This is a genomic window from Streptomyces sp. SJL17-4 (assembly GCF_036826855.1).
Taxonomy (GTDB): domain Bacteria; phylum Actinomycetota; class Actinomycetes; order Streptomycetales; family Streptomycetaceae; genus Streptomyces.
The window spans coordinates 3,280,593-3,304,095 of sequence record NZ_CP104578.1; the positions used below are offsets into that span (position 1 = coordinate 3,280,593).

24 protein-coding genes are annotated in these 23,503 nt (G+C 72.0%); 13 read left to right on the plus strand and 11 right to left on the minus strand.

Annotation, left to right across the window (positions count from 1 at the left end; all coding sequences use genetic code 11):
* Window positions 1-132: 132 nt before the first annotated feature.
* Both N5875_RS14260 and N5875_RS14265 read left to right on the plus strand, forming a co-directional pair.
* The gene (locus N5875_RS14260) at window positions 133-1,398 is read left to right on the plus strand and encodes an alanine racemase (RefSeq protein WP_318209232.1); all 1,266 of its coding nucleotides are present in this window, start codon (window positions 133-135) and stop codon (window positions 1,396-1,398) included.
* A gap of 11 nt (window positions 1,399-1,409) precedes the next feature.
* Complete coding sequence (locus N5875_RS14265; RefSeq protein ID WP_338494091.1) at window positions 1,410-2,990, plus strand: D-aminoacylase; 1,581 nt, start codon at window positions 1,410-1,412, stop codon at window positions 2,988-2,990.
* On the opposite strand, the gene N5875_RS14270 is transcribed toward N5875_RS14265, so the two are convergent.
* Genes N5875_RS14270 through N5875_RS14280 form a run of 3 tightly spaced genes read right to left on the minus strand, consistent with a single transcriptional unit; the run spans window position 2,987 to window position 5,442 of the window.
* A complete protein-coding gene (locus N5875_RS14270; protein ID WP_338494094.1) occupies window positions 2,987-3,418 on the minus strand; it encodes a glutaredoxin domain-containing protein in 432 nt (143 codons plus the stop codon). The two genes, N5875_RS14265 and N5875_RS14270, sit on opposite strands and share 4 nt — an antisense overlap.
* 11 nt (window positions 3,419-3,429) lie before the next feature.
* A complete protein-coding gene (gene mptB / locus N5875_RS14275; protein WP_318208950.1) occupies window positions 3,430-4,863 on the minus strand; it encodes a polyprenol phosphomannose-dependent alpha 1,6 mannosyltransferase MptB in 1,434 nt (477 codons plus the stop codon).
* A 60-nt stretch (window positions 4,864-4,923) separates the two neighbouring features.
* Entirely contained in the window at window positions 4,924-5,442 is a 519-nt protein-coding gene (locus N5875_RS14280; RefSeq protein WP_318208949.1) for a hypothetical protein, read from the minus strand.
* 180 nt (window positions 5,443-5,622) lie between these two features.
* Here N5875_RS14280 and N5875_RS14285 point away from each other — a divergent pair, with 180 nt between their 5' ends.
* The 7 genes from N5875_RS14285 to N5875_RS14315 all read left to right on the plus strand — a co-directional run bounded on the left by N5875_RS14285 (window position 5,623) and on the right by N5875_RS14315 (window position 12,925).
* Window positions 5,623-6,834, plus strand: a complete 1,212-nt coding sequence (locus N5875_RS14285; protein WP_318208948.1) for a pyridoxal phosphate-dependent aminotransferase — start codon at window positions 5,623-5,625, stop codon at window positions 6,832-6,834.
* A gap of 77 nt (window positions 6,835-6,911) precedes the next feature.
* Window positions 6,912-7,313 (plus strand): hypothetical protein, encoded by a 402-nt coding sequence (locus tag N5875_RS14290; protein ID WP_318208947.1) that lies wholly within the window; start codon window positions 6,912-6,914, stop codon window positions 7,311-7,313.
* 127 nt (window positions 7,314-7,440) lie between these two features.
* The gene (locus tag N5875_RS14295; protein WP_318208946.1) at window positions 7,441-8,571 is read left to right on the plus strand and encodes a hypothetical protein; all 1,131 of its coding nucleotides are present in this window, start codon (window positions 7,441-7,443) and stop codon (window positions 8,569-8,571) included.
* Window positions 8,568-9,785, plus strand: coding sequence for a toxic anion resistance protein (locus N5875_RS14300; RefSeq protein ID WP_318208945.1), 1,218 nt, complete (start codon window positions 8,568-8,570; stop codon window positions 9,783-9,785). Before N5875_RS14295 ends, N5875_RS14300 begins: the two co-directional genes overlap by 4 nt.
* On the plus strand, window positions 9,782-11,404 hold the full coding sequence (locus N5875_RS14305; RefSeq protein WP_318208944.1) for a substrate-binding and VWA domain-containing protein: 1,623 nt from the start codon (window positions 9,782-9,784) through the stop codon (window positions 11,402-11,404). Before N5875_RS14300 ends, N5875_RS14305 begins: the two co-directional genes overlap by 4 nt.
* Window positions 11,391-11,993 carry a hypothetical protein gene (locus N5875_RS14310; protein WP_318208943.1) on the plus strand — a complete coding sequence of 201 codons (603 nt, stop codon included), beginning with the start codon at window positions 11,391-11,393 and terminating at the stop codon, window positions 11,991-11,993. Before N5875_RS14305 ends, N5875_RS14310 begins: the two co-directional genes overlap by 14 nt.
* 17 nt (window positions 11,994-12,010) lie before the next feature.
* Window positions 12,011-12,925, plus strand: a complete 915-nt coding sequence (locus N5875_RS14315; protein WP_338494103.1) for a poly-gamma-glutamate hydrolase family protein — start codon at window positions 12,011-12,013, stop codon at window positions 12,923-12,925.
* 155 nt (window positions 12,926-13,080) lie between these two features.
* On the opposite strand, the gene N5875_RS14320 is transcribed toward N5875_RS14315, so the two are convergent.
* Window positions 13,081-14,904, minus strand: coding sequence for a phosphoenolpyruvate carboxykinase (GTP) (locus N5875_RS14320; protein WP_318208941.1), 1,824 nt, complete (start codon window positions 14,902-14,904; stop codon window positions 13,081-13,083).
* A gap of 196 nt (window positions 14,905-15,100) precedes the next feature.
* Here N5875_RS14320 and N5875_RS14325 point away from each other — a divergent pair, with 196 nt between their 5' ends.
* On the plus strand, window positions 15,101-15,802 hold the full coding sequence (locus N5875_RS14325) for a hemolysin III family protein (protein WP_338494106.1): 702 nt from the start codon (window positions 15,101-15,103) through the stop codon (window positions 15,800-15,802).
* A gap of 38 nt (window positions 15,803-15,840) precedes the next feature.
* Here N5875_RS14325 and N5875_RS14330 read toward each other — a convergent pair whose 3' ends face one another.
* Genes N5875_RS14330 through N5875_RS14340 form a run of 3 tightly spaced genes read right to left on the minus strand, consistent with a single transcriptional unit; the run spans window position 15,841 to window position 18,043 of the window.
* The gene (locus N5875_RS14330; protein ID WP_338494109.1) at window positions 15,841-16,866 is read right to left on the minus strand and encodes a glycosyl hydrolase; all 1,026 of its coding nucleotides are present in this window, start codon (window positions 16,864-16,866) and stop codon (window positions 15,841-15,843) included.
* A 1-nt stretch (window position 16,867) separates the two neighbouring features.
* The gene (locus tag N5875_RS14335) at window positions 16,868-17,521 is read right to left on the minus strand and encodes a vitamin K epoxide reductase family protein (RefSeq protein ID WP_338494112.1); all 654 of its coding nucleotides are present in this window, start codon (window positions 17,519-17,521) and stop codon (window positions 16,868-16,870) included.
* A gap of 18 nt (window positions 17,522-17,539) precedes the next feature.
* Window positions 17,540-18,043 carry a DUF5949 family protein gene (locus N5875_RS14340; RefSeq protein ID WP_318208937.1) on the minus strand — a complete coding sequence of 168 codons (504 nt, stop codon included), beginning with the start codon at window positions 18,041-18,043 and terminating at the stop codon, window positions 17,540-17,542.
* A gap of 147 nt (window positions 18,044-18,190) precedes the next feature.
* On the opposite strand from N5875_RS14340, the gene N5875_RS14345 reads away from it, so the two are divergent.
* Both N5875_RS14345 and N5875_RS14350 read left to right on the plus strand, forming a co-directional pair.
* Entirely contained in the window at window positions 18,191-18,604 is a 414-nt protein-coding gene (locus N5875_RS14345; RefSeq protein ID WP_338494116.1) for a tyrosinase family oxidase copper chaperone, read from the plus strand.
* The gene (locus tag N5875_RS14350; RefSeq protein WP_318208935.1) at window positions 18,588-19,454 is read left to right on the plus strand and encodes a tyrosinase family protein; all 867 of its coding nucleotides are present in this window, start codon (window positions 18,588-18,590) and stop codon (window positions 19,452-19,454) included. The genes N5875_RS14345 and N5875_RS14350 overlap by 17 nt, the downstream gene beginning before the upstream one ends.
* A gap of 83 nt (window positions 19,455-19,537) precedes the next feature.
* Here the strand turns inward: N5875_RS14350 and N5875_RS14355 are convergent, their stop codons facing one another.
* Window positions 19,538-19,825: a chaplin gene (locus N5875_RS14355; RefSeq protein WP_318208934.1), complete on the minus strand. Its 288-nt coding sequence runs from the start codon at window positions 19,823-19,825 to the stop codon at window positions 19,538-19,540.
* A 316-nt stretch (window positions 19,826-20,141) separates the two neighbouring features.
* On the minus strand, window positions 20,142-20,618 hold the full coding sequence (locus N5875_RS14360; protein WP_318208933.1) for a hypothetical protein: 477 nt from the start codon (window positions 20,616-20,618) through the stop codon (window positions 20,142-20,144).
* A gap of 457 nt (window positions 20,619-21,075) precedes the next feature.
* Between N5875_RS14360 and N5875_RS14365 the strand changes: the two genes are divergently transcribed.
* The gene (locus N5875_RS14365) at window positions 21,076-21,366 is read left to right on the plus strand and encodes a hypothetical protein (RefSeq protein WP_338494121.1); all 291 of its coding nucleotides are present in this window, start codon (window positions 21,076-21,078) and stop codon (window positions 21,364-21,366) included.
* A 500-nt stretch (window positions 21,367-21,866) separates the two neighbouring features.
* Here N5875_RS14365 and N5875_RS14370 read toward each other — a convergent pair whose 3' ends face one another.
* A complete protein-coding gene (locus N5875_RS14370; protein WP_318208931.1) occupies window positions 21,867-22,148 on the minus strand; it encodes a hypothetical protein in 282 nt (93 codons plus the stop codon).
* Between the two features lie 239 nt (window positions 22,149-22,387).
* On the minus strand, window positions 22,388-23,242 hold the full coding sequence (locus N5875_RS14375) for a hypothetical protein (protein ID WP_338494125.1): 855 nt from the start codon (window positions 23,240-23,242) through the stop codon (window positions 22,388-22,390).
* Between the last annotated feature and the right edge of the window lie 261 nt (window positions 23,243-23,503).

Genomic DNA, 23,503 nt, shown 5'->3' on the forward strand with positions numbered 1-23,503 from the left:
TCACTCTCGGGCTCCCTGTGACTCCACGGGTCCATTGACCCGGCCTTGGCCCGGATGTTAGACAGCCATGAGCACAATACGCAATGACCGTTGCATACAGCGCAACAGCGACGAGGAGGCCCCGTGCCCGACCTGCCCGACCTGGCGAACGAGCGCGTCGACCACCGCTTCAAGGCCCTGCCCCCGGACGCCGAGGGCCTGACCGTCGGTGAGCTCGCCGCCCAGCGGCGCAACCTCTTCACCGGCGGCTTCACCACCCCCGTCCTCGCCCTCTCCGCCGAGTCCGTCGAGCACAACCTCCGCCTCCTGGAGACGTACGCCGAGCGCCACGGCCTCGTCTTCGCCCCGCACGGCAAGACCTCCATGGCCCCCCAGCTCTTCGACCGCCAGCTGGAGCACGGCGCCTGGGGCATCACCGCCGCCGTGCCCCACCAGGCCCGCGTCTACCGGGCCCACGGCATCGCCCGGATCTTCCTCGCGAACGAGGTCGTCGACCCGGTGGCCCTCCGCTGGATCGCCGACGAGCTCGACGCCGACCCGACCTTCCGCTTCCTCTGCTACGTCGACTCCGTGCGCGGCGTCGAGCTGATGGACGGGGCCCTGCGTGCCGCGGGCGCCACCCGCCCCGTGGACGTCGTCGTCGAGCTGGCCGCCGGCGCGACGGGGCGTACGGGCGTACGGACCGAGGCGGAGTGCGCGGCCGTCGCCGACGCGGTCGCCGCCGCCCCCGCCCTGCGGCTCGTCGGCGTCGCCGGGTACGAGGGCACGATGCCGGGGGCCGACGGCGACCGGGTCAGGGAGTGGCTGCGCCGGCTGGTCGGGCTCGCGGCCGCCTTCGACAAGGCCGGCCGTTTCGACCCCGCCATCGGCGAGATCGTGGTGAGCGCGGGCGGCAGCGAGTGGTTCGACGCGGTCGCGGACGTGTTCGCGGAGATCCCCGGACTCTCCCTCCCCGTCCTGAAGCTGCTGCGCTCCGGCGCGTACGTCTCGCACGACGACGGGCAGTACCGCGAGCGGACCCCCTTCAACCGGGTCCCGGAGGAGGGCGCCCTGGAGCCCGCCTTCCGCCTCTGGTCGCAGGTCGTCTCCCGCCCCACGCCCGAGCAGGCCTTCACGAACGCCGGCAAGCGCGACGCCGCCCACGACCTGCACCTCCCCGAGGCGCAGGTGGTCCGCGACGCCCGCACCGGCGAGATCCGTCCCGCCGACGGCCTGACCGTCACCGGCCTCTCCGACCAGCACGCCTGGGTGGCGACGGAGGAGGGCGCCGACCTGGAGGTCGGCGACTGGCTCGGCATGGGCCTGTCCCACCCGTGCACGATCTTCGACAAGTGGCAGCTGATCCCGCTGGTCGAGGCGGACGGCACGGTCGTCGACTACATCCGCACGTTCTTCTAGGAGGAGTCGGTATGGACCTCGTCTTCCGCGACGCGGAGGTCGTCGACGGCAGCGGCGGCGCGTCGTACCGTGCCGACGTGGCGATCGAGGGCGGCCGTATCGCCGCGATCGTGCAGGAGGGCGCGGCGGCCGGCTGTCAGCGCCCCACCGCCCGCCGCGTCGTGGACGCCGAGGGCCTCGCCCTCTCCCCCGGCTTCATCGACATGCACGCCCACAGCGACCTCGCGCTGCTCCGCGACCCCGACCACAGCGCGAAGGCCGCGCAGGGCGTGACGCTGGAGGTCCTGGGCCAGGACGGCCTGTCGTACGCCCCGGTCGACGACCGCACGCTCACCGAGGTGCGGAAGGCGATCACCGGCTGGAACGGCTCGGGGGACGACATCGACTTCGACTGGCGCACGGTCGGCGAGTACCTGGACCGGCTCGACCGGGGCATCGCCGTCAACGCCGCGTATCTGATCCCGCAGGGCACGGTGCGGATGTACGCGGTCGGCTGGGACGACCGCCCGGCGACGGAGTCCGAGCTGGACCACATGCGGCGGCTGGTCGCGGAGGGCATGGAGCAGGGTGCGGTCGGGATGTCCTCCGGCCTGACCTACACGCCGGGGATGTACGCGAAGGACGCCGAGCTCACGGAACTCTGCCGGGTCGTGGCGGGGTACGGCGGCTACTACTGCCCGCACCACCGCTCGTACGGGGCCGGGGCCCTGGAGGCGTACGCGGAGATGGTGCGGCTCACCGCCGAGGCGGGCTGCGCCCTCCACCTCGCCCACGCCACCATGAACTTCGGTGTCAACGAGGGCCGGGCCCCGGACCTCCTCGCCCTCCTGGACGAGGCACTGGACGCGGGCGCGGACATCAGCCTCGACACGTACCCGTACACACCCGGCTGTACGACCCTGGTGGCCGTGCTGCCGAGCTGGGCGAGCGAGGGCGGCCCCGAGGCGGTGCTCGCCCGCCTGCGGGACGACGCGACGGCGGAGCGCATCCGCCACCACCTGGAGGTCCTCGGCTCGGACGGCTGCCACGGGGTACCGGTGGACTGGGACACGATCGAGATCTCGGGAGTGTCGGAAGGGACGCTCGCGGACTGGGTGGGCCGCCGGCTGGACGGCTGGACGGCGGCCCGCCGGCTCCTCCTTGAGGACCGGCTCGGGACGACGATCCTCCAGCACGTGGGCCACGAGGAGAACGTCCGGACGATCATGCGGCACCGGGTGCACACGGGCGGCTCGGACGGCATCCTCCAGGGCCTGAAGCCGCACCCGCGCGCGTACGGCACGTTTCCGCAGTACCTGGGCCGGTACGTACGGGACCTCGGCGTCCTCACCCTGGAGGACTGCGTGGCCCACCTGACCTCCCGCCCGGCGGCCCGCCTGGGCCTGACGGACCGGGGTCGCGTCCGCGAGGGCCACCGGGCGGACCTGGTCCTCTTCGACCCGGAAACGGTGGGAGCGGGAGCGACGTACGAGTCCCCGAGAACCCTCCCGACGGGAATCCCGCACGTCCTGATCAACGGCGAGTTCGTCATGGAGGACGGCCGGCGGACAGACGCCCTGGCGGGCCGCGCGATCCGCCGGACGCCCGTTTAGCGGGTCAGCTGTTCGCGCACCCAGGCCGGGTCGGGGTTCACGTGCGCCCGGCCCGCCACGACGACGGTGGGCACGGTCTCGTCGCCGCCGGTGGCCGCACGCACCACCGCCGCCGCCTCCGGGTCGCGCCAGATGTCGACCCAGTGCGCCCGGTGGGCGCGGCCGGCGAGCCGCACGCGGAGCCGCAGGCAGAACACGCAGCCCGGCCGCCAGTAGACGACCGGTCGGCCGTCGGCCGCGGCGCGGCGCCCGGCTTCCGCCGCGCCGGTCGACCTCGGGAAGACCAGGGGTGAGGCGGCGGCCGCGAGCAGCACGAACAGCAGCAGGAGGGCCACGGCCGCGCCGGGGCTCCCTCCGGCGGCCCGTCCCGACGCGACGAGCGCACCGCAGAGCAGCAACAGCACCGGCAGGATCCAGGCACGCGTCATGGTGCCGGAGGCTATCGGGAAGGGGCGCTCTGCGGCCACGGGTGTTCCCCGGCCGGCACGGCGGCAGGCCACGGGTCCCGCCGGAGCCACACGAGGCCGAACGCGAGGACGAAGCCCGCGAGGACGAAGCCGTACCAGGGCGTGTGCCCCGAGGGGGCCGTCTCGTACACCAGCGCCGCCGAAAGCACGGCGAGGACCTGGCCCGCCCGTCCGCGCCAGGCGACCGCCGCGACGACGACCGTCCCCCACAGCAGGTACCAGGGCTGGACCATCGGCGACAGGGCGACGAGCGCCACCAGCGAGAGACCGAGGCCGAGGACCGGGTCGAGGGCCCCCTTCCACGACCGCCACGCCAACGCCACGATGACGGCGAGGGCGACGAGCAGCCCCAGCTTCTGCACGACGCCCCGCACGGGGTCGGGGTCGTCGCCGAGGAGCAGCCCGAGGCCGAGGCCGAGATCGCTGGTCACCGACAGCGCGGTGTGGATCGAACCGGCGACGCTCTGGGTGCGCAGCCACCCGAACCCGGTCCCGGCGAGCACCGTCGCCGTCGCGGCCACCGCGCCCGCGACGGCTCCCGGCAGTACGAGGCCCTTGACCAGCCCCCGTACGCCCCCGTCCCGGCGCGCGACCATCACGCCGATGAACAGCAGCGCGACCGCCGCCGGCGACTTGATCATCATCGCGAAGCCGACCAGGACACAGCCGAGCACCCACCGCCCGCGCGTGGCGAGCAGCATGCCGCCGAGCACGAGGCCGACCATCAGGCCGTCGTTGTGCATGCCGCCGACGACGTGGACGAGGAGCAGCGGGTTGAGGGCGGCCAGCCAGAGCGCGCCCGCGCGGCCCCCGGGTCCGCCGCCGAGCCCGCGCACGGCCCAGACGATCAGGGCGAGCGCGGCCAGGGCGATCAGCCGCATGCCGAGGACGGCGGGCACGACGGCGCCACCGGTCAGCTTCACCACCGCCGCGGCGAGGAGCAGGAAGACGGGCCCGTACGGCGCGGGGGTGTCCGTCCAGTTCCCGCCGACGCTCGCCGCCGCGTCCGCCCCGAGTTCGTCGGGGCGGAGGAGGGAGGGCCCGCCGCCGTACACGTCGTGGCCTTCGAGGACCATCGCGCCCTGCGCGATGTAGCTGTAGACGTCCGCGCTGTGCAGGGGCGGGGCGAGGAGCAGCGGCGCGGTCCAGCAGGCGAGGGTGGTGAGCACGCCGTCCCGCAGTCCTCGGGCGAGGAGGACGCCGTACCGCCACCAGGCGGCGACCAGCAGGGTCAGGGCGAGGTAGGCGAGGACGGCGCCGGCCAGGGTGAGCGCGGAGCCGCGCGGCTCCCACAGCCCCCAGCCGCCGCGTACCGGCAGCGTCCCGGCGGCCCATCCGCCCACGGCGACGCCGAGGGACCCGCCCGCACCCAGCCACCGGCATCCGGAGGCACTCATCACCCACATGACGGGCCAACCTATCCCGGCGGGCCGAGGGCCCCTGCGTGTCCCCCCGCCCCGCCCCCGCTACCTCGGGCGCTTGGTCTGGCCCCGGCCCCGCCCCGGCTTGCCCTGCTGTCCGCCTTCGGCGGAGGCGGAGGCGTCGGCGGAGGCGTCGGCGGACACGGTGGACGAGGGGGCGGCCGTCCCCGAGCCGTCCCCGGACGGAGCAGTCGTCGGGCCCGGGTCCGCGGCCGTCGGGGAAACGGCGGGTTCCGTGCCGCCGGTCCCGTCTCCGCCCGCCTTCCGCCCGGCCGCGCCGGTGGAGTCCGGAGAGCCGGCCGGGTCCTGGGCGCCGTAGGTACCGCCGGGCCCGTCGGTCGGGTCTGCCTGGATCAGCGCGGGCGGCCCGTCGTTCCCGCCGCCGCGGGGGCCCCCGGTTCCGCCGTCGTCACCGGCGCCCGCGGCGAACAGCACGGCGCCGACCCCGAGGATCGCGACGCCGCCCGCGGCGAGCAGCCGGACCGCTCCGCGGCCTCGGCTCGCGGGGGCATGACGGCGACGATCGGGTCGGGGTGCGGCGGCTCCGGAAAGCGGGTGGCTCATGAGCCCGGATTGTAGGGAGCACGACACTTTCGTGCGACGCGGGTCACACCGGCCCGCGCGGGCCGGGCGCCCGGCAGCCACGAGGAGAGACCCCCGGGGCGAGCGCCCCGGTGTCCGACGTGTGTCCGACGTGTCCCAAAACACGAAGCGTCCCGGCCGCCCCGGCCGTAAGCTCTCGTCATGCAGGTGATCCAGTCCACGAAGCTCGCCAACGTCTGTTACGAAATCCGGGGTCCGGTGCTCGAAGAGGCGATGCGGCTTGAGGCTGCGGGTCATCGCATCCTCAAGCTCAACACGGGAAACCCGGCCGCCTTCGGCTTCGAGTGCCCGCCCGCCATCCTCGAGGACGTGCTGCGCAACCTCTCCGAGGCGCACGGCTACGGCGACGCGAAGGGGCTGCTCTCGGCCCGCCGCGCGGTGATGAGCCACTACGAGACCAAGGGCATCCCGCTCTCCGTCGAGGACATCTACCTGGGCAACGGCGTCTCGGAGCTGATCCAGATGTCGATGCAGGCGCTGCTCGACGACGGTGACGAGGTCCTCGTCCCGGCCCCGGACTACCCGCTGTGGACGGCGTCGGTCTCGCTCGCGGGGGGTACGGCCGTGCACTACCGCTGTGACGAGCAGGCGGACTGGATGCCGGACCTGGCGGACATCGAGCGGAAGATCACCGATCGCACGAAGGCGATCGTGATCATCAACCCGAACAATCCGACGGGTGCCGTCTACGACGACGAGATGCTCCGCTCCCTCACGGAGATCGCCCGCCGCCACAACCTGGTCATCTGCTCGGACGAGATCTACGACAAGATCCTCTACGACGGCGCCACGCACACCCCCACCGCCGCCATCGCCCCCGACCTGCTCGTCCTGACCTTCAACGGGATGAGCAAGAACTACCGGGTGGCCGGCTTCCGCTCGGGCTGGCTGGCGGTCTGCGGACCGAAGCACCACGCGACCTCGTACATCGAGGGCCTCACGATCCTCGCCAACATGCGCCTCTGCGCGAACATGCCGGCGCAGCACGCGGTGGCCGCCGCGCTCCAGGGCCGGCAGTCGATCGAGGACCTCGTCCTGCCGGGCGGGCGGCTGCTGGAGCAGCGGGACACGGCGTACGAGCTGCTGACGCAGATCCCGGGTGTGACGTGCGTGAAGCCGAAGGGGGCGCTGTACCTGTTCCCGCGGCTCGACCCGAACGTCTACAAGATCAAGGACGACCGGCAGATGGTCCTGGACCTGCTGCGGGCCGAGAAGATCATGGTGGTGCACGGGACGGGCTTCAACTGGCACGAGCCCGATCACTTCCGGATCGTCACGCTGCCGGCGGCGGCGGACCTGGCGGACGCGGTGACCCGGATCGGCCGCTTCCTGGACGGCTACAGCCAGCCCTAGCGCCCCGCTGCGAGACCCCGCTCAACTTTAGACTGAATCTAAGCTAGGATGGCCCCAGAGCACTAGGAGGCCGTCCCATGTACGAACCGATCCGCACCAAGTCGGTCCACCGGATGGCCGACGACGCCCACGCCGCCTATCCGCACCGCTCCCGCGAGGAGGAGCTGGACATCCAGCTCGCCGGACACCTCTCCGCCCTGCTCGCCGTCACCGACGAGCTCGGCGACACCGAGGCCGGCGACGTGATCGCCCGGCAGGTGGCCCGGCTGCGCGGCGCACCGCCCGCGCGGCACGCGGGTCTGAGCGGCTCGTCCGCGCCGGACCTGCACCGCAGGGCCCACGCCCTCGCGGGCCGCGCCCTGGTCGTCGCCGCCTCCCGGGCCGACACGGCCGCCGCGATCCTCGCCGCGGAGCGCATGGACGCGCACACCGCGGCGCTGGCCGGGGAACCCACCCTGGCCGCGGCCGGCACCCCCTGACGGCCCCGGTCCGCGCGCCACGAACCGCGCGGACCGGGCGCCACCCACCGGGGATACGGCACCCCCGGCTCCGGTTCGGTACCGGGATCGCTCCTTCACCGCTCGTACACCCAACTCCCCCTGGAATGTGGGTTTCCGTGAGCACGCTGCCCACGTGAGACGCATCCTGGGAATCATCCTGGCCGTCCTTCTCCTCGGCGGCGTGGCCGCCGTCCTCCTGATGGGCGGCGACAAGGGCACGGGCACGGCAACGAAGACCGTGCGAGGAGTCATCGGGTCGGAGAAGGCGGAGTTCTTCACCGACCCTCAGGTGGTGAAGGCCCTCGCCGCGAAGGGCTTCACCGTGGGTACCGAGACCTCCGGGTCCTGGGACATGGAGGAACTGCCCCTCGACGGTTACGACTTCGCCTTTCCGTCCTCCAAGGCACCGGCCGACGGGCTGCGCGCGAAGGCCGCGGACAAGACCAGGGCGACGACCGCCCCGCTGCGGCCCTTCTACTCGCCGCTCGTCGTCGTCGCGCACAGCGCCGCCGCCCGGGTCCTCGCCGGGAACGGCCTGGCGACCCTCGGACCGCGCGGCACCAGCGGCACCCTGAAGATGGACGCCTATCTCGCGGCGGCCCGCGCCGACCGGACCTGGCAGCAGCTCAAGGGCTCCGCCGGGCACACCGAGCTGAGCGGCACCCTCTTCATCACCTCCACCGATCCGGTCGCCTCCAACTCGGGCGCCCTCTACCTCGCCGCCGCGAGCTACGTCGCCGACGGCGGCCGGGTCGCGGGCGACAAGGCGGCCGTCGACCGCACCGCCCCGCTCCTGCGCAAACTCGTCCAGGTGCAGGGCGCCCAGCAGTCCGGTTCGGACGCCCCCTTCCGGGACTTCATCAGCGGCGTCGGCAACCCGCTCGTCCTGGTGTACGAGTCCCAGATCGCCGCCCAGCTCCTTGCCGGCCGCCCGATGGGCGACCTCGTCGTCCTCTACCCGGACACCACGGTCAGCAGCGACCACACCCTCGTCCCGCTCACCGAGAACGGCCGGGCGCTCGGCGAAGTCCTCTCCACCGACCCCGAGTTGCGCAAGCTCGCGGTCCGCCACGGCTTCCGGCCGCAGGGCGCGGCGAGCGAGTTCACCACCGCGACCCAGGGCCACACCGCCTACCTCAACCAGACGCTGACCGGAGTCCGCCAGGCGCCCGTGCCCACCAGCAAGGTGCTGCACGAGATGGCCCTGCGGGCCCGCGACCAGGGGGACACCGCATGACCACGCCCGAGGATCCGAGACGAACGATGGCCCTGACACCTCCCGAGCACGACACCCCGCTGGTCCTCACCCCGCCCGAGCCCGTACCGCCGGTCCGCGCCGAGCAGGCCTCCGGCCTGGTGCCGATCGACGAGGCGACCCGTACGGAGCTGTCCCGGCGGGCCGCCGAGTACGTCGGCTCGATCGAGGGACTCGACCCGCGCTCCCCCGAGTTCGCCGGCCGCATCGGCGAGATCGCGGGACTCGGCGCGGGCGAGATGCGCTCCGCCGCTCAGCAGTCGAACCGCATGCTCGACCGAACGATTCGCTCGCTCGACTCCGGAGCCGGCGGCGACGCCCAGTCCCGGGTCGGCTCGTCCCTCGTCGAACTCCGGCGCACGATCACGGACCTGGACCCCCGGGACACCCCCGGCAAGGGCATCAAGGGGCTGCTCTCGAAGCTCCCCGGCGGCAACAAGCTCCGTGACCATGTCGCCAAGTACGCCTCCTCGCAGGCCACGCTGAACCGGATCGTCGGCTCCCTGCGCGGCGGCCAGGACGAACTGCGCCGCGACAACGCCGCGTTGCAGACGGAGCGGGCCCGGCTCTGGGAGACGATGGGCAAGCTCCAGGAGTACGCGGTGCTCACCGACGCGCTCGACGCGGCCGTGGAGCAGCGCATCGCCACCACAGCCGACCCTGCCCAGGCGGACGCGCTGCGCGCGGACGTCCTCTTCCCGGTCCGCCAGAAGCACCAGGACCTGCTGACCCAACTCGCTGTCTGCGCCCAGGGATACCTGGCGATGGACGTGGTCCGCCGGAACAACGACGAACTGATCAAGGGCGTGGACCGGGCGGCGACGACGACCGTGTCGGCGCTGCGGATCGCGGTGATGCTGGCCTCGGCCCTCGAGAACCAGCGGAAGGTCACCGAGCAGGTGAACGTGCTGCGCTCGACGACCGAGGACCTGATCCGCGGCAACGCCGAGATGCTCGCCACCCAGGCCGGCGAGATCCAGCGGATCGCGGCGGACCCGGCGGTGGGCGCGGAGACGCTCCGCACGGCGTTCCAGCAGATCTACCGGACGCTCGACGCCATCGACACGTACAAGGTGCAGGCGACGGAGTCGATGGCGGCGACGGTCGAGTCGCTGACCGCCGAACTCCAGGAGGCGAGTGCCCACTTGGCCCGCAGCCGTCGCACCGGCGCACTGGAGGGTGGCGGCCTCGCATGACGACCCGCACGCTCCGCACCCCCCGCACTCGCTCCCGCACCCGGCTCCTGGCCGGTCTCGCCCTCACCCTGCTGCTCACCGCCACCGGCGGCGCCTGCTCCACCGACCGCACCACCGACGGCACGGGCGGCGACCCCGACCGGAAGGGCATGACATTCGCGCCGGGCGTGCTCCGCGTCCTCGCCTCCTCCGAGCTCGCCGACATGGAGCCCGTCCTCGACACGGCCCGCCGCGCCACCGGCGTGACCGTCAAGCCCACGTACGTCGGGACCCTCGACGCCGTCGAGCAGATCGCCTCCGGGAAGGCCGACAAGGAGTACGACGCGATCTGGCTCTCCTCCAACGACTACCTCCGGCTCCGCCCGGACACGGCTCGCCGGATCACGGGCGAGACCCTGATCATGGCCTCCCCGGTCGCCATCGGCGTCCGGCCCGCCGCCCTCTCCCGGCTCGGCTGGGACCCGGCGAAGGTCACCTGGCCGCAGGTGCACCGAGCCGTCGCCGACGGCAAGCTGACGTACGGCATGACGGACCCGAAGCGCTCCAACTCCGGTTTCTCCGCGCTGGTCTCGGTCGCTTCCGGGCTCTCCGGCGCCCAGTCGGCGCTCACCGAGAAGGACGTCACGAAGGCCACCCCGAAGCTCAAGGAGTTCTTCGCCGGCCAGAAGCTGACCTCGGGCTCCTCCGGCTGGCTCGCCAGCGCCTACGCCCGCCGCACCGACGTCGACGCGCTCGTCAACTACGAGTCGGTGCTGCTGTCCTCGTTCCAGTCCGGTGAGCTGACGGTGATCCGGCCGACCGACGGCGTCGTCACCGCCGACTACCCGCTCACCCTGCTCACCTCCGCCCACCCCGAGGCGAAGGACGCGGCGCGGCGCCTCTCCGACTACCTCCGCGATCCGGCCACGCAGGACCGGATCACCCGGGCGACCATGCGCCGCCCCGTCGTCCCCGGAGTCGCCCCGGCCGCGGGCCTCGACCAGGACCCCCGGCGCGAGCTGCCGTTCCCCGGCAGCCGGAAGGTGGCGGACGGGCTGCTCGACGCGTACGACAACACCCTGCGCAGGCCCTCCCGCACGGTGTACGTGCTCGACACCTCGGGCTCGATGAGCGGTGAGCGGCTCGAACGGCTCAAGGCGGCCCTGACCGAGCTGACCGGCGACTTCCGGGACCGGGAGGAGGTCACCCTGATGCCCTTCGGTTCCCAGGTGAAGCAGGGCGAGGTCCGTACGCACACGGTCGACCCGGCCGCGCCGCAGAAGACGCTCGACGCGATCAGGGCCGACGCGCGGAAGCTCTCGGCCTCCGGTGGCACCGCGATCTACAGCAGCGTCCAGGAGGCGTACCGCTTCCTCGGGCAGTCACCCGGCGACACCTTCACCTCGGTCGTCCTCATGACGGACGGGGAGAACACCGACGGCGACCCGGCCACCGCGTTCGACAGCTTCTACGACTCCCTGCCCGCCGCCCAGAAGCGCACCCCGGTCTTCCCGATCCTCTTCGGGGACTCCGACCGAGGCGAACTCGACCACATCGCGAACGTCACCGGCGGCAAGCTCTTCGACGCCCGGAAGGGCTCTCTGGACGGCGCCTTCGAGGAGATCCGTGGCTACCAGTGACAGACCCGGGAACGCCGTGCTCCGGTACGCCGAGTCCCGGAAGAACCTCATCGGCTCCGTCTGCGGTCTGGCCGGTGTCGGCATCGCCCTCACCGGGGCGGCGGGCGCCCTCTGGCCCCTGGTGGTCGGCGGACTGTACGCGGCGGGGGCGCTGATCGCCCCGCCCGACCGGCCGGCGACCCCGGAGTTCGCCGAGGAGGGGGACCGACTGGACGGGCTGCGGGCCGACTTCGCGCGGCTGCGCGCGTACCTGGCGAAGGCGGAGCTGCCGCCCGCCGCGCGCGAGCGGCTCACGGCCCTCGACACCCTCGTCGAGGCCCTGCTCACGCCGGGCTGGGTGACCGACCCGGAGCATCTGCACGTGATCGCGCGCACGGTCCGCCAGGACGTCCCGGAGGCTGTCGACACCTTCGTACGGACGCGGTGGTGGGCGCGGTTCGCCGCAGGGGCGGAACAGCCGGAGCACCACCTCGAACGCCAACTGGCCGCGCTCCACGAGGAGGCGAAGCGGATCGCCTCCGACCTCCACGAGGCGGAGGAGATCCGCCAGCGGATCCACACCGAGTACGTGGAAGGGCGCGGCGACTGATCGGTTAAGTTCCGCGCATGACGTTTTCTGATCGCACCGCGTCCCGCCGTACCGTCCTGACCGCCCTGGCCGCCGCGGCCACGGCGGGAGGCCCGCTCCTGTCCCAGCTCGCCACCGCGGCCCCGGCCTTCGCCGCCACGGCCGAGGACCCGATCGAATACCCCTCGAACACCGCCCTCTACAAGGACACGAACCTGGTCGAGGGCACCTCGTACAGCCGTCGTTACCGCCGCCATCAGCAGTTCGACCTCAAGATGAGCGAGAAGTTCGACTTCCCGCGCACCGCGATCCTCGCGCTGCACGGCGGTGGCATCGAGATCGGCACGAGCGAGCTGTGTCTGGGCATCGCCGGTTACAGCCCGAGCGACTCGGCGGGCGCCCCGATCCTGCCGACCGTGCACGACTACTTCATGTTCGAGGGCCTGCTCTCCTCCGGCAACCGCGCCCTGCACGTCACCTCGAAGAACTGCGACGACCACGTCGCCCTGTCGACCGCGGCGAGCCACCTCAACGTGTTGTCCCTGCACGGCTGCCAGTTCGACCAGCTGAAGCTGCCCACGTCCACCTACCCGCCCACCGGAAACCGGAGCGTCGCCGTCGTCGGTGGTCTCAACCCCGCCTTCCGCACGGCCCTGGTGACGGAGATCAACAACGCCGGCTTCCAGGCGGTCGACGCCTACGACTCCCGGTACTCCGCCACGCTCGGCGAGTTCAACGGCAGCCACGTCACCAACCCGTGCAACCGCACGATGCTCGCCAAGGGCGCCCAGCTGGAGCTGACCACGGAGCTGCGCGAGAGCCTCTTCGGCGACTCGTCCTCCCGTTCCGCCCGCGCGGCCACCTGGAACCAGTCGGAGGGCCGTTTCGAGAGCTTCCGCGACGCCTGCCGCAGGGCGATCGCGACCGTCGAGACCGACCAGCCCATCCTGTAGCGGCCGGCCCCTTCTGTAGCGACCGGCCCCGGACATGCGCCGGCCCCCGGAGCCTGAGGGGGCTCCGGGGGCCGGTTGCGTCGTGGTGGGCCGTCGTGACCCCACTGGTCAGGGCGGTATCTCGGGGCAACCCACCACGAGTCTGCGGTGCGGGATCAGCCCAGGCGCTGGACCAGCGCGTGGTACTCGTCCCACAGCTCCTTCGGCGTGTGGTCGCCGAAGGTGTTGAGGTGGTCGGGGACGAGGGCGGCTTCCTCGCGCCACACGTCACGGTCGACCTTGAGGAGGAACTCCAGGTCCTCGGCCGGCAGGTCGAGGCCCTCGGTGTCCAGGGACTCCGCGGTCGGCAGGATGCCGATCGGGGTCTCGACGCCCTCGGCCTTGCCCTCCAGGCGCTCGACGATCCACTTGAGGACGCGGCTGTTCTCGCCGAAGCCGGGCCAGACGAACTTGCCGGCGTCGTTCTTGCGGAACCAGTTCACGTAGTAGATCTTCGGCAGCTTCGCCGGGTCGGCATCGGCACCCACCTTGACCCAGTGGGCCATGTAGTCGCCCATGTTGTAGCCGCAGAACGGCAGCATGGCGAAGGGGTCGCGGCGCAGCTCGCCGACCTTGCCCTCGGCGGCGGCGGTCTTCTCGGAGGCGACGTTCGCGCCGAGGAAGACGCCGTGGTTCCAGTCGAAGGACTCGGTGACCAGCGGCACGGCGGAGGCGCGGCGGCCACCGAAGAGGATCGCCGAGATCGGGACGCCCTTGGTGTCCTCCCACTCGGGGGCGATCGTCGGGCACTGCCCGGCCGGGACGGTGAAGCGGGCGTTCGGGTGGGCGGCCGGCGTCTCGGACTCCGGCGTCCAGTCGTTGCCCTTCCAGTCCGTGAGGTGCGCGGGGGCCGTCTCGGTCATCCCCTCCCACCACACGTCGTTGTCGTCGGTGAGGGCGACGTTGGTGAAGACGGAGTTGCCCCAGAGGGTCTTCATGGCGTTGGCGTTGGTGTGCTCGCCGGTGCCGGGCGCGACGCCGAAGAAGCCGGCCTCGGGGTTGATCGCGTAGAGACGACCGTCCTCGCCGAAGCGCATCCAGGCGATGTCGTCGCCGATGGTCTCGACGGTCCAGCCGGAGATCGTGGGCTCCAGCATGGCCAGGTTCGTCTTGCCGCAGGCCGACGGGAACGCGGCGGCGACGTACTTCGAGTCGCCGTCCGGCGGGGTCAGCTTGAGGATCAGCATGTGCTCGGCGAGCCAGCCCTCGTCACGGGCCATGACGGAGGCGATGCGGAGCGCGTAGCACTTCTTGCCGAGCAGGGCGTTGCCGCCGTAGCCCGAGCCGTACGACCAGATCTCGCGGCTCTCGGGGAAGTGCGAGATGTACTTGGTGGAGTTGCAGGGCCACGGCACGTCCTCCTGGCCCTCCTCCAGGGGGGCGCCGAGGGTGTGGACGGCCTTGACGAAGAATCCGTCGGTGCCGAGCTCGTCGAGGACGGCCTGCCCCATGCGGGTCATGGTGCGCATGGAGACGGCGACGTACGCCGAGTCGGTGATCTCGACGCCGATGGCGGAGAGCGGGGAGCCGACCGGGCCCATGCAGAAGGGCACGACGTACATGGTGCGGCCACGCATCGACCCGCGGAAGATGCCGTCGGAGCCCGCGAAGAGCTCCTTCATCTCGGCCGGGGCCTTCCAGTGGTTGGTCGGGCCCGCGTCCTCCTCCTTCTCGGAGCAGATGAAGGTCCGGTCCTCGACGCGCGCGACGTCGGTCGGGTCGGAGGCGGCGTAGTACGAGTTCGGACGCTTCACCGGGTCGAGCTTGGTGAAGGTTCCCTTGGCGACGAGCTCCTCGCACAGGCGCTCGTACTCGGCCTCGGAACCGTCGCACCAGACGATGCTGTCCGGCTGGGTGATCTCCGCGATCTCGTTCACCCAGGAGACGAGCTCCTGGTGCTGGGTCGGAAGGGTCTGGGGAGCCGCGTTGTCGCGCGCCACGATTGCTCCTTGTAGAGGGGTTTTTTGGTGTGTGCCCCGTGGGGGCCGCGACCCGGATGCTTCGTAGCTGCTCATCCGGTGCCGACCGCACTCATTTGATCATCCGACGGATCCGCCCATATGTCCAGGGGCACGCACACGTGAGCATCGCCACTCATATCCACGACCTACGGGCCCGTAGGTACGATTCCGTTCCATGACTGCAGCAACGCCGGAAGCGACCCCGATCGAGCCGGATCCGCTCGGGCAGGCCCCGTCGCTCCCGCTGAAGCCCCGGCTCAGAGGATGGCTGCACGCGGGCATGTTCCCCGCCGTGATCGTCGCCGGCCTGGTCCTCGTCGCCCTCTCCGACTCGCCCCGCGCCCGCATCGCCTGCGGGATCTACGTCCTCACCGCCTGCCTGCTCTTCGGCATCAGCGCGCTGTACCACCGCGGCAACTGGGGACCGCGCGGCGAGGCCGTACTCCGGCGCCTCGACCACGCCAACATCTTCCTGATCATCGCGGGCACCTACACCCCGCTCACCCTGCTGCTGCTCCCCGACTCCACCGGCCGCCCGCTCATGTGGGCGGTCTGGGCGGCGGCCATCGCCGGCATCGCCTTCCGGGTCTTCTGGGTCGGCGCCCCGCGCTGGCTGTACACGCCCTGCTACATCGCGATGGGCTGGGCCGCCGTCTTCTTCCTGCCCGACTTCATGCGCGCGGGCGGCATCGCCGTCCTCGTCCTCGTCATCGTCGGCGGACTGCTCTACAGCGCGGGCGGCGTCATCTACGGCATCAAGCGCCCGAACCCCTCGCCCCGCTGGTTCGGCTTCCACGAGGTCTTCCACTCGCTGACGCTGGCCGCCTTCATCGTCCACTACGTCGGCATCTCCCTGGTGGCCTACCAGCACGCCTGACCGGACACCGGGAAGGCACACGGGAACGGCCGGCTCCCTCACGGGCCGGCCGGCGGCCCTCCCAGTGCCTTCCTGACCACCCGCGCCGACTCGGGATTGTCGGCGCACCCCCACACCCCGTGCGGGCAGTAGTCGGTGACCGTCTGGTAGACGGGCCGGTGGGCCGCGAACCAGTCCAGCATCCCCCGGACGTACGCCGGGTTGTCGCCGTTCCGGAAGAGCCCCCACTCCGGGTACGAGACCGGCTTGCCGTGCGCCGCCGCGAACCGCACGTGATGTTCGAGCCCGTACTCCTCGGCCACCTGGTCCTCGAAGGAGAGCCCCGCGGGCTGGTCGTACGCGTCCATCCCGATGATGTCGACGACGTCGTCCCCCGGGTAGCAGCGCGGCCATTCCACGGCGTCCCGCCCCCGGCTCGGGGTGAAGTCGAGGCGGAACCGCTGCCCCGCCACCCCCCGCAGCACCTCGACGACCCGGCGCCAGTACGCCTTCCAGGCCGCCGGGTCCGGCCCGCAGCGATGGCTGTACGTGGTGCCGTTCATCTCCCAGCCGAGCACCAGGACCGCGTCCCCGAGCCCGTGCTCCACCAGCCGCTCCCCCAGCGTCCGGAAGTGCCCGTCGAAGGCTCCGGCCGCACCGCTCCGCAGCCCCGTCCGCACCTCGGCGTCCGGCAGCCCCGCCTCACTGCGGTCCATCATCGGCACGTTGAGCACGAAAAGACGCCCCGGCCGCGCCTCCTTCCAGCGCGCCCAGGGCTCGAAGAGCGCCGGATGGCCCTCGATGTTGGACCAGCGGTCGCCCGGCAGATAGGTGTGCCCGACGGTCAGCGACCCGCCGCCGAGCCAGGCCTGCGCCTGGGCGATCCTGCGTACCCCGGCCTCGTCGGAGCCGGTGAAGAACCCGGACGGCACCCCGGGCAGCGGCGCCGGATCCGGCTCGGGCGCCGCCCTGCTCGCGGTGTGCCGGTCGCCGGGCGCGATCCGGTCGTAGGACAGCAGGAGTACGAGAACGGCCGCGAGCAGCACGACGAGTGCGGCCCGCGGCCCGGGAAGGAGACGGCTCACGTCAGCTCGTCCAGAATTCCCACCATCGGGTCAGGATCAGCATCCCGATGATCCCGATGTGCAGGACGGGCAGGGCGAAGGTGAACTCGCCGAGGAAGGTCCGCACGCCCGCCGGGGCGGGGATCACCCCGTGCCGGACGTTGTGCGCGGTGACGTACCAGAACATGACGATGGTGGCGACCCAGGCCAGGCAGCACCACAGACAGAGCGAGTTGATCTCGTACAGCGACTGGTACATCAGCCAGGTGCAGAAGCCGACGCCGAAGAGCATGCCGGCGTTGAGGCCGAGCCAGAGCCAGCCCCGGTAGCGGGCCCCGGCGAGGAGACCGGCACCGAGGGCGACGACGACGGCGTACGTGACGAGCCCGAGCATCGGGTTGGGGAAGCCGAAGACCCCCGCCTGCTCGCTCTTCATGATGTTGCCGCAGGACACGACCGGGTTGAGGCTGCACCCGGGCTGGAAGCCGGGGTCCTCAAGGAGCTTGAACTTGTCGATCGTGATCACCCAGCCGGACAGCACGCCCGCCGCCCCGGTGATCATCAGCATCCAGGCGAGGGCCCGGCTCCCACCGATGGCCCCCGCGGTCCCCCGCGCGGACTCCTCCCGCTCCTGCCGCTGCTCCGGCACCCCGCCCCGTACGTTCACCGTCGCCATGACGCGACCCCTTCCCGCTCAGCCCTGCAAACGCCGGACGGGCATCAGGACGTGGGCGCTGTCCTTGAGCATCTCCTCGTCGGACACGAAGGCCCGCAGCCGCGCCTCGTCGACCGGCTGCCCGGGGACCGCCTCGGGCCAGGGCCGTACGGAGCAGATCAGGTAGACCTGGCCGCGCTCGCGGGCCGCCTCCTGCCACTCCTCGGGCACCGGGCACTGCACCTTCAGGAACGGCAGGTTGAGGACGGCGGAGCCGCCCTCGACGAGCAGCGAGGCGGTGATCCCGGCGTCCTTGTCCAGGTCGAAGAGCCGGTCGCCGACGGAGAGGCCCATGGTCTCCAGGGCGGTCCGCATGGCCTGCTGACCGGCCTCCGGGCCGTCCCGGCCGTCGCCGAGCGAATACGCCATGAGAAACGGCGTACCGGCCGAATCGGCGGAGGGCTCGCTGGACCACGGGATCACCGTGAGAGTTCCCAGCGGAGAGGCGCTGCGCGCCGAGGAAACGACGTTGGAAGTGGTCATGAATCGGATGCTAGTGCTCCAACCACCCTTTCCCCGCGCCGTTTTCACTCGAACGGCCGACATTCACGCCGCTGGCATTTCCGGCGCAACGAACCCGGGTTTTCATCGTTGTGCCCTGAGGGCTCCCCCGACCCGAGGAGATCACTCATGATCGTCCCGCGCCGCGTCGCACTGCGGTCCCTCTTCGCGCTGGCCGTCACCGCTTTCACGGGGGGCGCCCTCGGCCGCATCACGACCCGCCCACCCGCCGGAGCGCCCGCGGAGAACGCGGGCGACCCGCACGCCTTCGACGAGATGTACGGGGGCCGACGCATCCGGGGCTTCTCCGGCCCCGAGGGCGAGCCGGTGGCCCTCGTCGACGGCCGGCCGCTGCATCTGATGCGCTGCGCCGACGGCGGTTACGTCACCCCGATCGACCACTACGAGTCCTGCCCGACGCCGCTGGCGGCCGTCCGCGCGGCCGTGGACGAGCTGGGCACCGCCCGGCTCTCCCCGCTCGCCGCCGCCCACGGCGTCCACACCGACCCGACGGGAGGGAGCCCGCGTGGTGTACACGCGTAAGAACCAGCGCGATCTGACCGGCGCCGAGCGCCGGAAGTTCGTCGCGGCCGTCCTGGAGCTCAAGCGTACGGGAGAGTACGACCGCTTCGTCCGCACCCACATCGACCACTACACGGCCGATGGGGAGGGCCGGCTCCGGGTCGCCCACATGACGCCCAGCTTCCTGCCCTGGCACCGCAAGTTCCTGCTGGAGTTCGAGACGGCCCTGCGGCGGATCGACCCGACGGTCTCCGTCCCGTACTGGGACTGGACCCGCGACAACAGTCCGGCGTCCTCGCTCTGGGGCGAGGACTTCCTCGGCGGCAACGGCCGCCGGTCCGACCTCCAGGTGATGACCGGCCCCTTCGCGCACTCCGCCGGACGCTGGGCGATCACCCAGTCGATGACCGAGGAACGATTTCTGACCAGGGACTTCGGCCGGCCCCGCGACCCGATCACGCTGCCGACGCAGGCCCAGCTGGACGAGGTGATGCGGGAACGGGTGTACGACGTGACGCCGTGGAACTCGACGAGCGCATCCGGCTTCCGCAACCGCCTGGAGGGCTGGGCGCCGGGCAGGGGCAACGAGCGGTTCCGCATCCACAACCGGGTGCACCGCTGGGTCGGCGGTCTGATGCTCGGCGGCGGCTCCGTGAACGACCCGGTGTTCTGGCTGCACCACTCCTTCGTCGACCTGGTCTGGTCGCGCTGGCAGCAGCGCAACCCGGGGGCCGCGTACCTCCCCGCGGAGCCGCCGCCGCTCGGGGACGCGCAGTACCGCAAGGTCGTCGCCCGGCACGAGCCGATGGCGCCCTGGGGAGTGACACCGGCGTCGATGTTCGACCACAGCCGGATCTACCGGTACGCCTGAGGGGCCCGGCGGCGGCCCCTTACCCCGTACACACGTGTCCCCCCGATCCGGCCGGATCGGGGGGACACGGTCGTTACGGGGGCTCAGCCGCCGTAGCCGCCGTCACCGTGGCCGTTGCCGTTGCCGTTGCCGTCGGCGTTGACGCAGGCGTTGCCGAACGCCGGGTTCAGCAGACCGATGACGCTGACGGTGTTGCCGCAGAGGTTGACCGGGACGTGGACCGGGACCTGGACGACGTTGCCGGAGGCGACACCGGGCGAGTGGGCGGCGACGGCCTCGGCGCCCGAGTCGGCGACGGCCAGGCCGGCTCCGCTGAGGGCAACGGCACCCGTGCCGGCGAGAACAGCGGCAGCCTTCGCGATGCGAGACATCAAGAACTCCTTGGACGTGGAAAGCGACCGCAGGAATCACGGCCGTCATTCCCGTTCAACGTCGTACCACGGGCCGGGTCACGGCCGTTGGGCCGAAAGAGAAGAAGGAAAACCGAAAAAATGGCCCGCGGGCCGAAAACCGTCCGCCGCCGGATACAGCGGGACGGTCTCGGTCCGCGGGCCGCGGCCATGCGACGAGCCTCCTCTTGCAACGAACGAGAGCCCTTCCGGTGGCGGGGAAGAATCGTGTCTTCACCCGCAGGGCCGTCATTCGCACAAAAGAACGGAGGGATCTCCGAGGGATATCGGAGGGAGATCAGCCCCCGCTCGGCGCCAGACCCAGCTGGGGATCGAGGGCTCCGCTGAGCATCGGGGTGAGGAGGCCGACCTGAGGCTCGGCCAGCTCTGGAAGTCCGGCGAGCCCGTTGCCGCGCGGGGCCTCCACCGGGTTGCCGAGGACGGCGCCGGGGGTGGCCGCCTTCACCTCCGAGTGCGGGCTGCTGAGAAGCGCGCGGCCGGGCTCACTGCCCTTGAGGAGCTCCGGCAGCGGGGCGTCGACGACGGTCTCCGGCAGGGTGCCCGCCAGCGGCACGCTGGGCAGCGTGGCGTCCGGCAGCGCGCCGAGGCCCTTCTGGAAGCCGGTGGGCGCGCCGGGCATCGGGACGGGTACACCGGTGGCCACCGTGGGGGCGTCCATCGGGAGCACCGGCTCGAGCCCCTGGAGGGGGACGATCACCGGCGCCTCGACGGCCGCCGCCGGGGCGGCCAGGGCGGCGGAGGCGAATGCGGTCATGAGGAGTCCCATGCCGGCGTGAGAGCGCAGAGTCATGTTCTGACAACGAGACCTTCGGGGGAACGTCGCCGGAACTCCCCCATGTGCAGCAACGGGCGGGGCCCTCACCGGTGAAGGTGAGGGCCCCGGTTGACGCTCGGCCGGTGTCCGGCGTCAGTGGCGGCGGGCGACCCGGCCACCGCGGAGGTACACGACGGTGCCGCCGATGATCAGTGCGGCACTGATCGCGGCCGCGCCCATGAGCGCGTGCTCGCTACCCGTGTCGGGGAGCTCGGGCGGGGTGGTGGGAGGCGTGGTCGGCGGGTGCGTCGGCTCCTCGCAACCGGGCTCCGGCTCCTCACCCGGCTTGGGCTCCTCACAGTCACCCGGCTCGGTCGGGTGAGTCGGCGGAGTCGTGGGAGGAGTCGTGGGGGGAGTGGTCGGGGGGTACGTCGGAGGCGTCGTCGTGGGAGGAGTCGTGGGAGGAGTGGTCGGCGGGTACGTCGGAGGCGTCGTCGGCGGCTTCGTGGGAGGAGTCGTCGGCGGAGTCGTCGGCGGCTTCGTGGGAGGAGTCGTCGGCGGCTTCGTGGGAGGAGTCGTCGGCGGAGTCGTCGGAGGGTACGTCGGCGGCGTCGTCGGCGGCTTCGTGGGAGGAGTCGTCGGCGGGTGTGTGGGAGGCGTGGTCGGCGGGTACGTGGGGGGCTTCGTGGGTTCACCCGGATGGGTCGGCTCGCCGGGGTGCGTGGGTTCACCCGGCTCGTCGCCGTAGCCGCCGGGACCCTCCGCCTGGGCGCAGAGGTCACCGACGGCCGCGGCGACGAAACCGCCGAGATCCATGCTCTTTCCGCAGACGTCCGCAGGCAGCGGGGCCTGGACATGACCGGCATGGCCGGGGCCCGGCCCGTCGCCCGTACCGGCGTGGGAGTTCGCGGCCAGGGCGAATCCGCCGCTCAGCGACAAGATGCCGGTCGCTGCCGCCGCGGTGAGTACTTTCCTGCTGATGATGGACCGCATACCGCTCTTCCTCTGGAGAAAGGGAGAGACCGGCGAGGATCCCCCCTCGCTCCGACCGGCCTGATCCACGCCGACGTTCGCGTGGGACTGGCCAGAGGGTATGGGTCGGCGAACCCCCCGCAACGGGGGCCACACGGCAGCCGATCAGAAAATCATTCGATCAGCCGACCGTGGGGAGCGACGGCGCGCGGACCGCCGCAAATGCCCGCGAAGGCAGGGTCACTGATGTGACGTCAGCCAGGGACTGACCGACAGTCAGCCACCGACCGGCAGGCCACCGGGGACCGGCAGGCCACCCAGCAGCGGGGCGCCCTTGGTGGTGTCGTTCAGCTGGGTCGCGGTGTCCGTGACGGTCTTGACCGGGGAGCCGTCCGTGGTGCTGCTCAGCACATCCGACTTCAGCCCATTGGCGGCGATCGCTTCGAGGCCACCGTTCAGGCTGGTGGGGGTCAGCGCCTCCGTGGCCATGGCGGGCGCGGCAGCGCCAAGGGCCATCAGCGAACCGGCGACAACCGCGGCGACCTTGGTGGGCTTCATGGGGTGAATCCTTCCCTTGTGCTTTCAAGTCACGTACTACACAGGCTTCTTGGCCGAATCCTGCGCACTTTGTTCTGCTTCTGTAACGAACGGCGTGCCGCACGGAAACTCCGGGAGGAAGGATTTCTCGACACTGCACCCGATCGATGCGGACCGGTGCTATTTGCCGATCGCACACCGCCGCACACGCCTGCGCCGGCCCGGCGGGATGCCGGGCCGGCACAGAGGCCTGCGCGTGACTACCGGACCGGCAGCGGGGGCTTGACCGGCAGCTCGGGCGCGTCGACCGGCGGCTTCACCGGCAGCTCGGGCGCGGTGACCGGGAGCGTGGGCAGCGCGGGCAGTCCGGCCAGGTCGGGGGCGGGCAGGCCGCTGCCGAGGAGCGTGGCGACGGCCAAGTTGACCAGCGAGGTCAGGGTCGCCGTGACCTGCGGTACGACTCCGCCGGCGTCGCCGGAGGTGACCGCGGCGAGCAGGCCGGCGACCGCCTTCTCGATCGAGGCGAGCGCGTCGTCGACGACGTCCGCCGGGGCGGCCGCCTTCCCGGCCCACGCGGCCTTCGCATCGGCCGCGACGGGCAGGGTCACGGGCTGCTTCACGGGCAGGGCCGGGGCTTCCACGGGGGGTTTCGCCGGGAGATCGACGGGGGTCTCCGCGGCCGGTGGCGTGACGGGGAGCTCGGCCGCCGGTGGCGTGACCGGCAGGTCGGTCGACGGGGGCGTGACCGGCAGGTCGGTCGACGGGGGCGTGGCGGGTGTGTCCGGCAGCGGGGCCGGCGCGGCGGCCTTGGCCTCGTCGACGGCTGCCGCGATCTTGGCCTTGAGGGCCTCGGCGTCGGCCGCCGGGAGCTGACCCGAGTCGGCCTTGAGCGCGGCCGTGACGAGTTCGGTCACGGGCGTGGTCACCGAACCGAGGTCTCCGAGCGCCTCGGCCTGGGTCAGCAGGGCGGCGGCGTCGGGGAGGGGTGCGTAGGCGGCCCGTTCGGCCGCGGTGGACGGGTGGTGTTCGCCGGCGATGGCGGGTCCCGCCGTGCCGAGGGTGATGACGGCGGATATCGCCAGGGCGGTGATGCGGCGCGTAGCCAGGGGACGCATATGTGTTCCTTTTCCTTATGCGTCGGACAAATTCCCTCTCACCGTGCCTGCGGGTGTAGCCCTCCGCAACCACAGAACTACTGAGCGCCACGCCTCCGTTCGAGTGAATCCACCCCTCGAACACGCCCCCCGAAGGGGCGTACGCCGTTGCACCGACCGGCGCACGACGGTGCCGCCGAACGAGTACCGACCCCATGACCGCAAGGGAAAAAGCCGGTGCGCCCACCCCGTCGGGGGTGGGCGCACCGGCTTCGGAAGGAC

Excerpts from the sequence above, each read along its gene's own strand:
- N5875_RS14265 (WP_338494091.1), top strand. The coding sequence starts at position 1,410 with ATGGACCTCGTCTTCCGCGACGCGGAGGTCGTCGACGGCAGCGGCGGC.
- N5875_RS14270 (WP_338494094.1), bottom strand. The coding sequence starts at position 3,418 with ATGACGCGTGCCTGGATCCTGCCGGTGCTGTTGCTGCTCTGCGGTGCG.
- mptB (WP_318208950.1), bottom strand. The coding sequence starts at position 4,863 with ATGTGGGTGATGAGTGCCTCCGGATGCCGGTGGCTGGGTGCGGGCGGG.
- N5875_RS14280 (WP_318208949.1), bottom strand. The coding sequence starts at position 5,442 with ATGAGCCACCCGCTTTCCGGAGCCGCCGCACCCCGACCCGATCGTCGC.
- N5875_RS14285 (WP_318208948.1), top strand. The coding sequence starts at position 5,623 with ATGCAGGTGATCCAGTCCACGAAGCTCGCCAACGTCTGTTACGAAATC.
- N5875_RS14290 (WP_318208947.1), top strand. The coding sequence starts at position 6,912 with ATGTACGAACCGATCCGCACCAAGTCGGTCCACCGGATGGCCGACGAC.
- N5875_RS14300 (WP_318208945.1), top strand. The coding sequence starts at position 8,568 with ATGACCACGCCCGAGGATCCGAGACGAACGATGGCCCTGACACCTCCC.
- N5875_RS14305 (WP_318208944.1), top strand. The coding sequence starts at position 9,782 with ATGACGACCCGCACGCTCCGCACCCCCCGCACTCGCTCCCGCACCCGG.
- N5875_RS14315 (WP_338494103.1), top strand. The coding sequence starts at position 12,011 with ATGACGTTTTCTGATCGCACCGCGTCCCGCCGTACCGTCCTGACCGCC.
- N5875_RS14325 (WP_338494106.1), top strand. The coding sequence starts at position 15,101 with ATGACTGCAGCAACGCCGGAAGCGACCCCGATCGAGCCGGATCCGCTC.
- N5875_RS14335 (WP_338494112.1), bottom strand. The coding sequence starts at position 17,521 with ATGGCGACGGTGAACGTACGGGGCGGGGTGCCGGAGCAGCGGCAGGAG.
- N5875_RS14340 (WP_318208937.1), bottom strand. The coding sequence starts at position 18,043 with ATGACCACTTCCAACGTCGTTTCCTCGGCGCGCAGCGCCTCTCCGCTG.
- N5875_RS14345 (WP_338494116.1), top strand. The coding sequence starts at position 18,191 with ATGATCGTCCCGCGCCGCGTCGCACTGCGGTCCCTCTTCGCGCTGGCC.
- N5875_RS14355 (WP_318208934.1), bottom strand. The coding sequence starts at position 19,825 with ATGTCTCGCATCGCGAAGGCTGCCGCTGTTCTCGCCGGCACGGGTGCC.
- N5875_RS14360 (WP_318208933.1), bottom strand. The coding sequence starts at position 20,618 with ATGACCGCATTCGCCTCCGCCGCCCTGGCCGCCCCGGCGGCGGCCGTC.
- N5875_RS14370 (WP_318208931.1), bottom strand. The coding sequence starts at position 22,148 with ATGAAGCCCACCAAGGTCGCCGCGGTTGTCGCCGGTTCGCTGATGGCC.
- N5875_RS14375 (WP_338494125.1), bottom strand. The coding sequence starts at position 23,242 with ATGCGTCCCCTGGCTACGCGCCGCATCACCGCCCTGGCGATATCCGCC.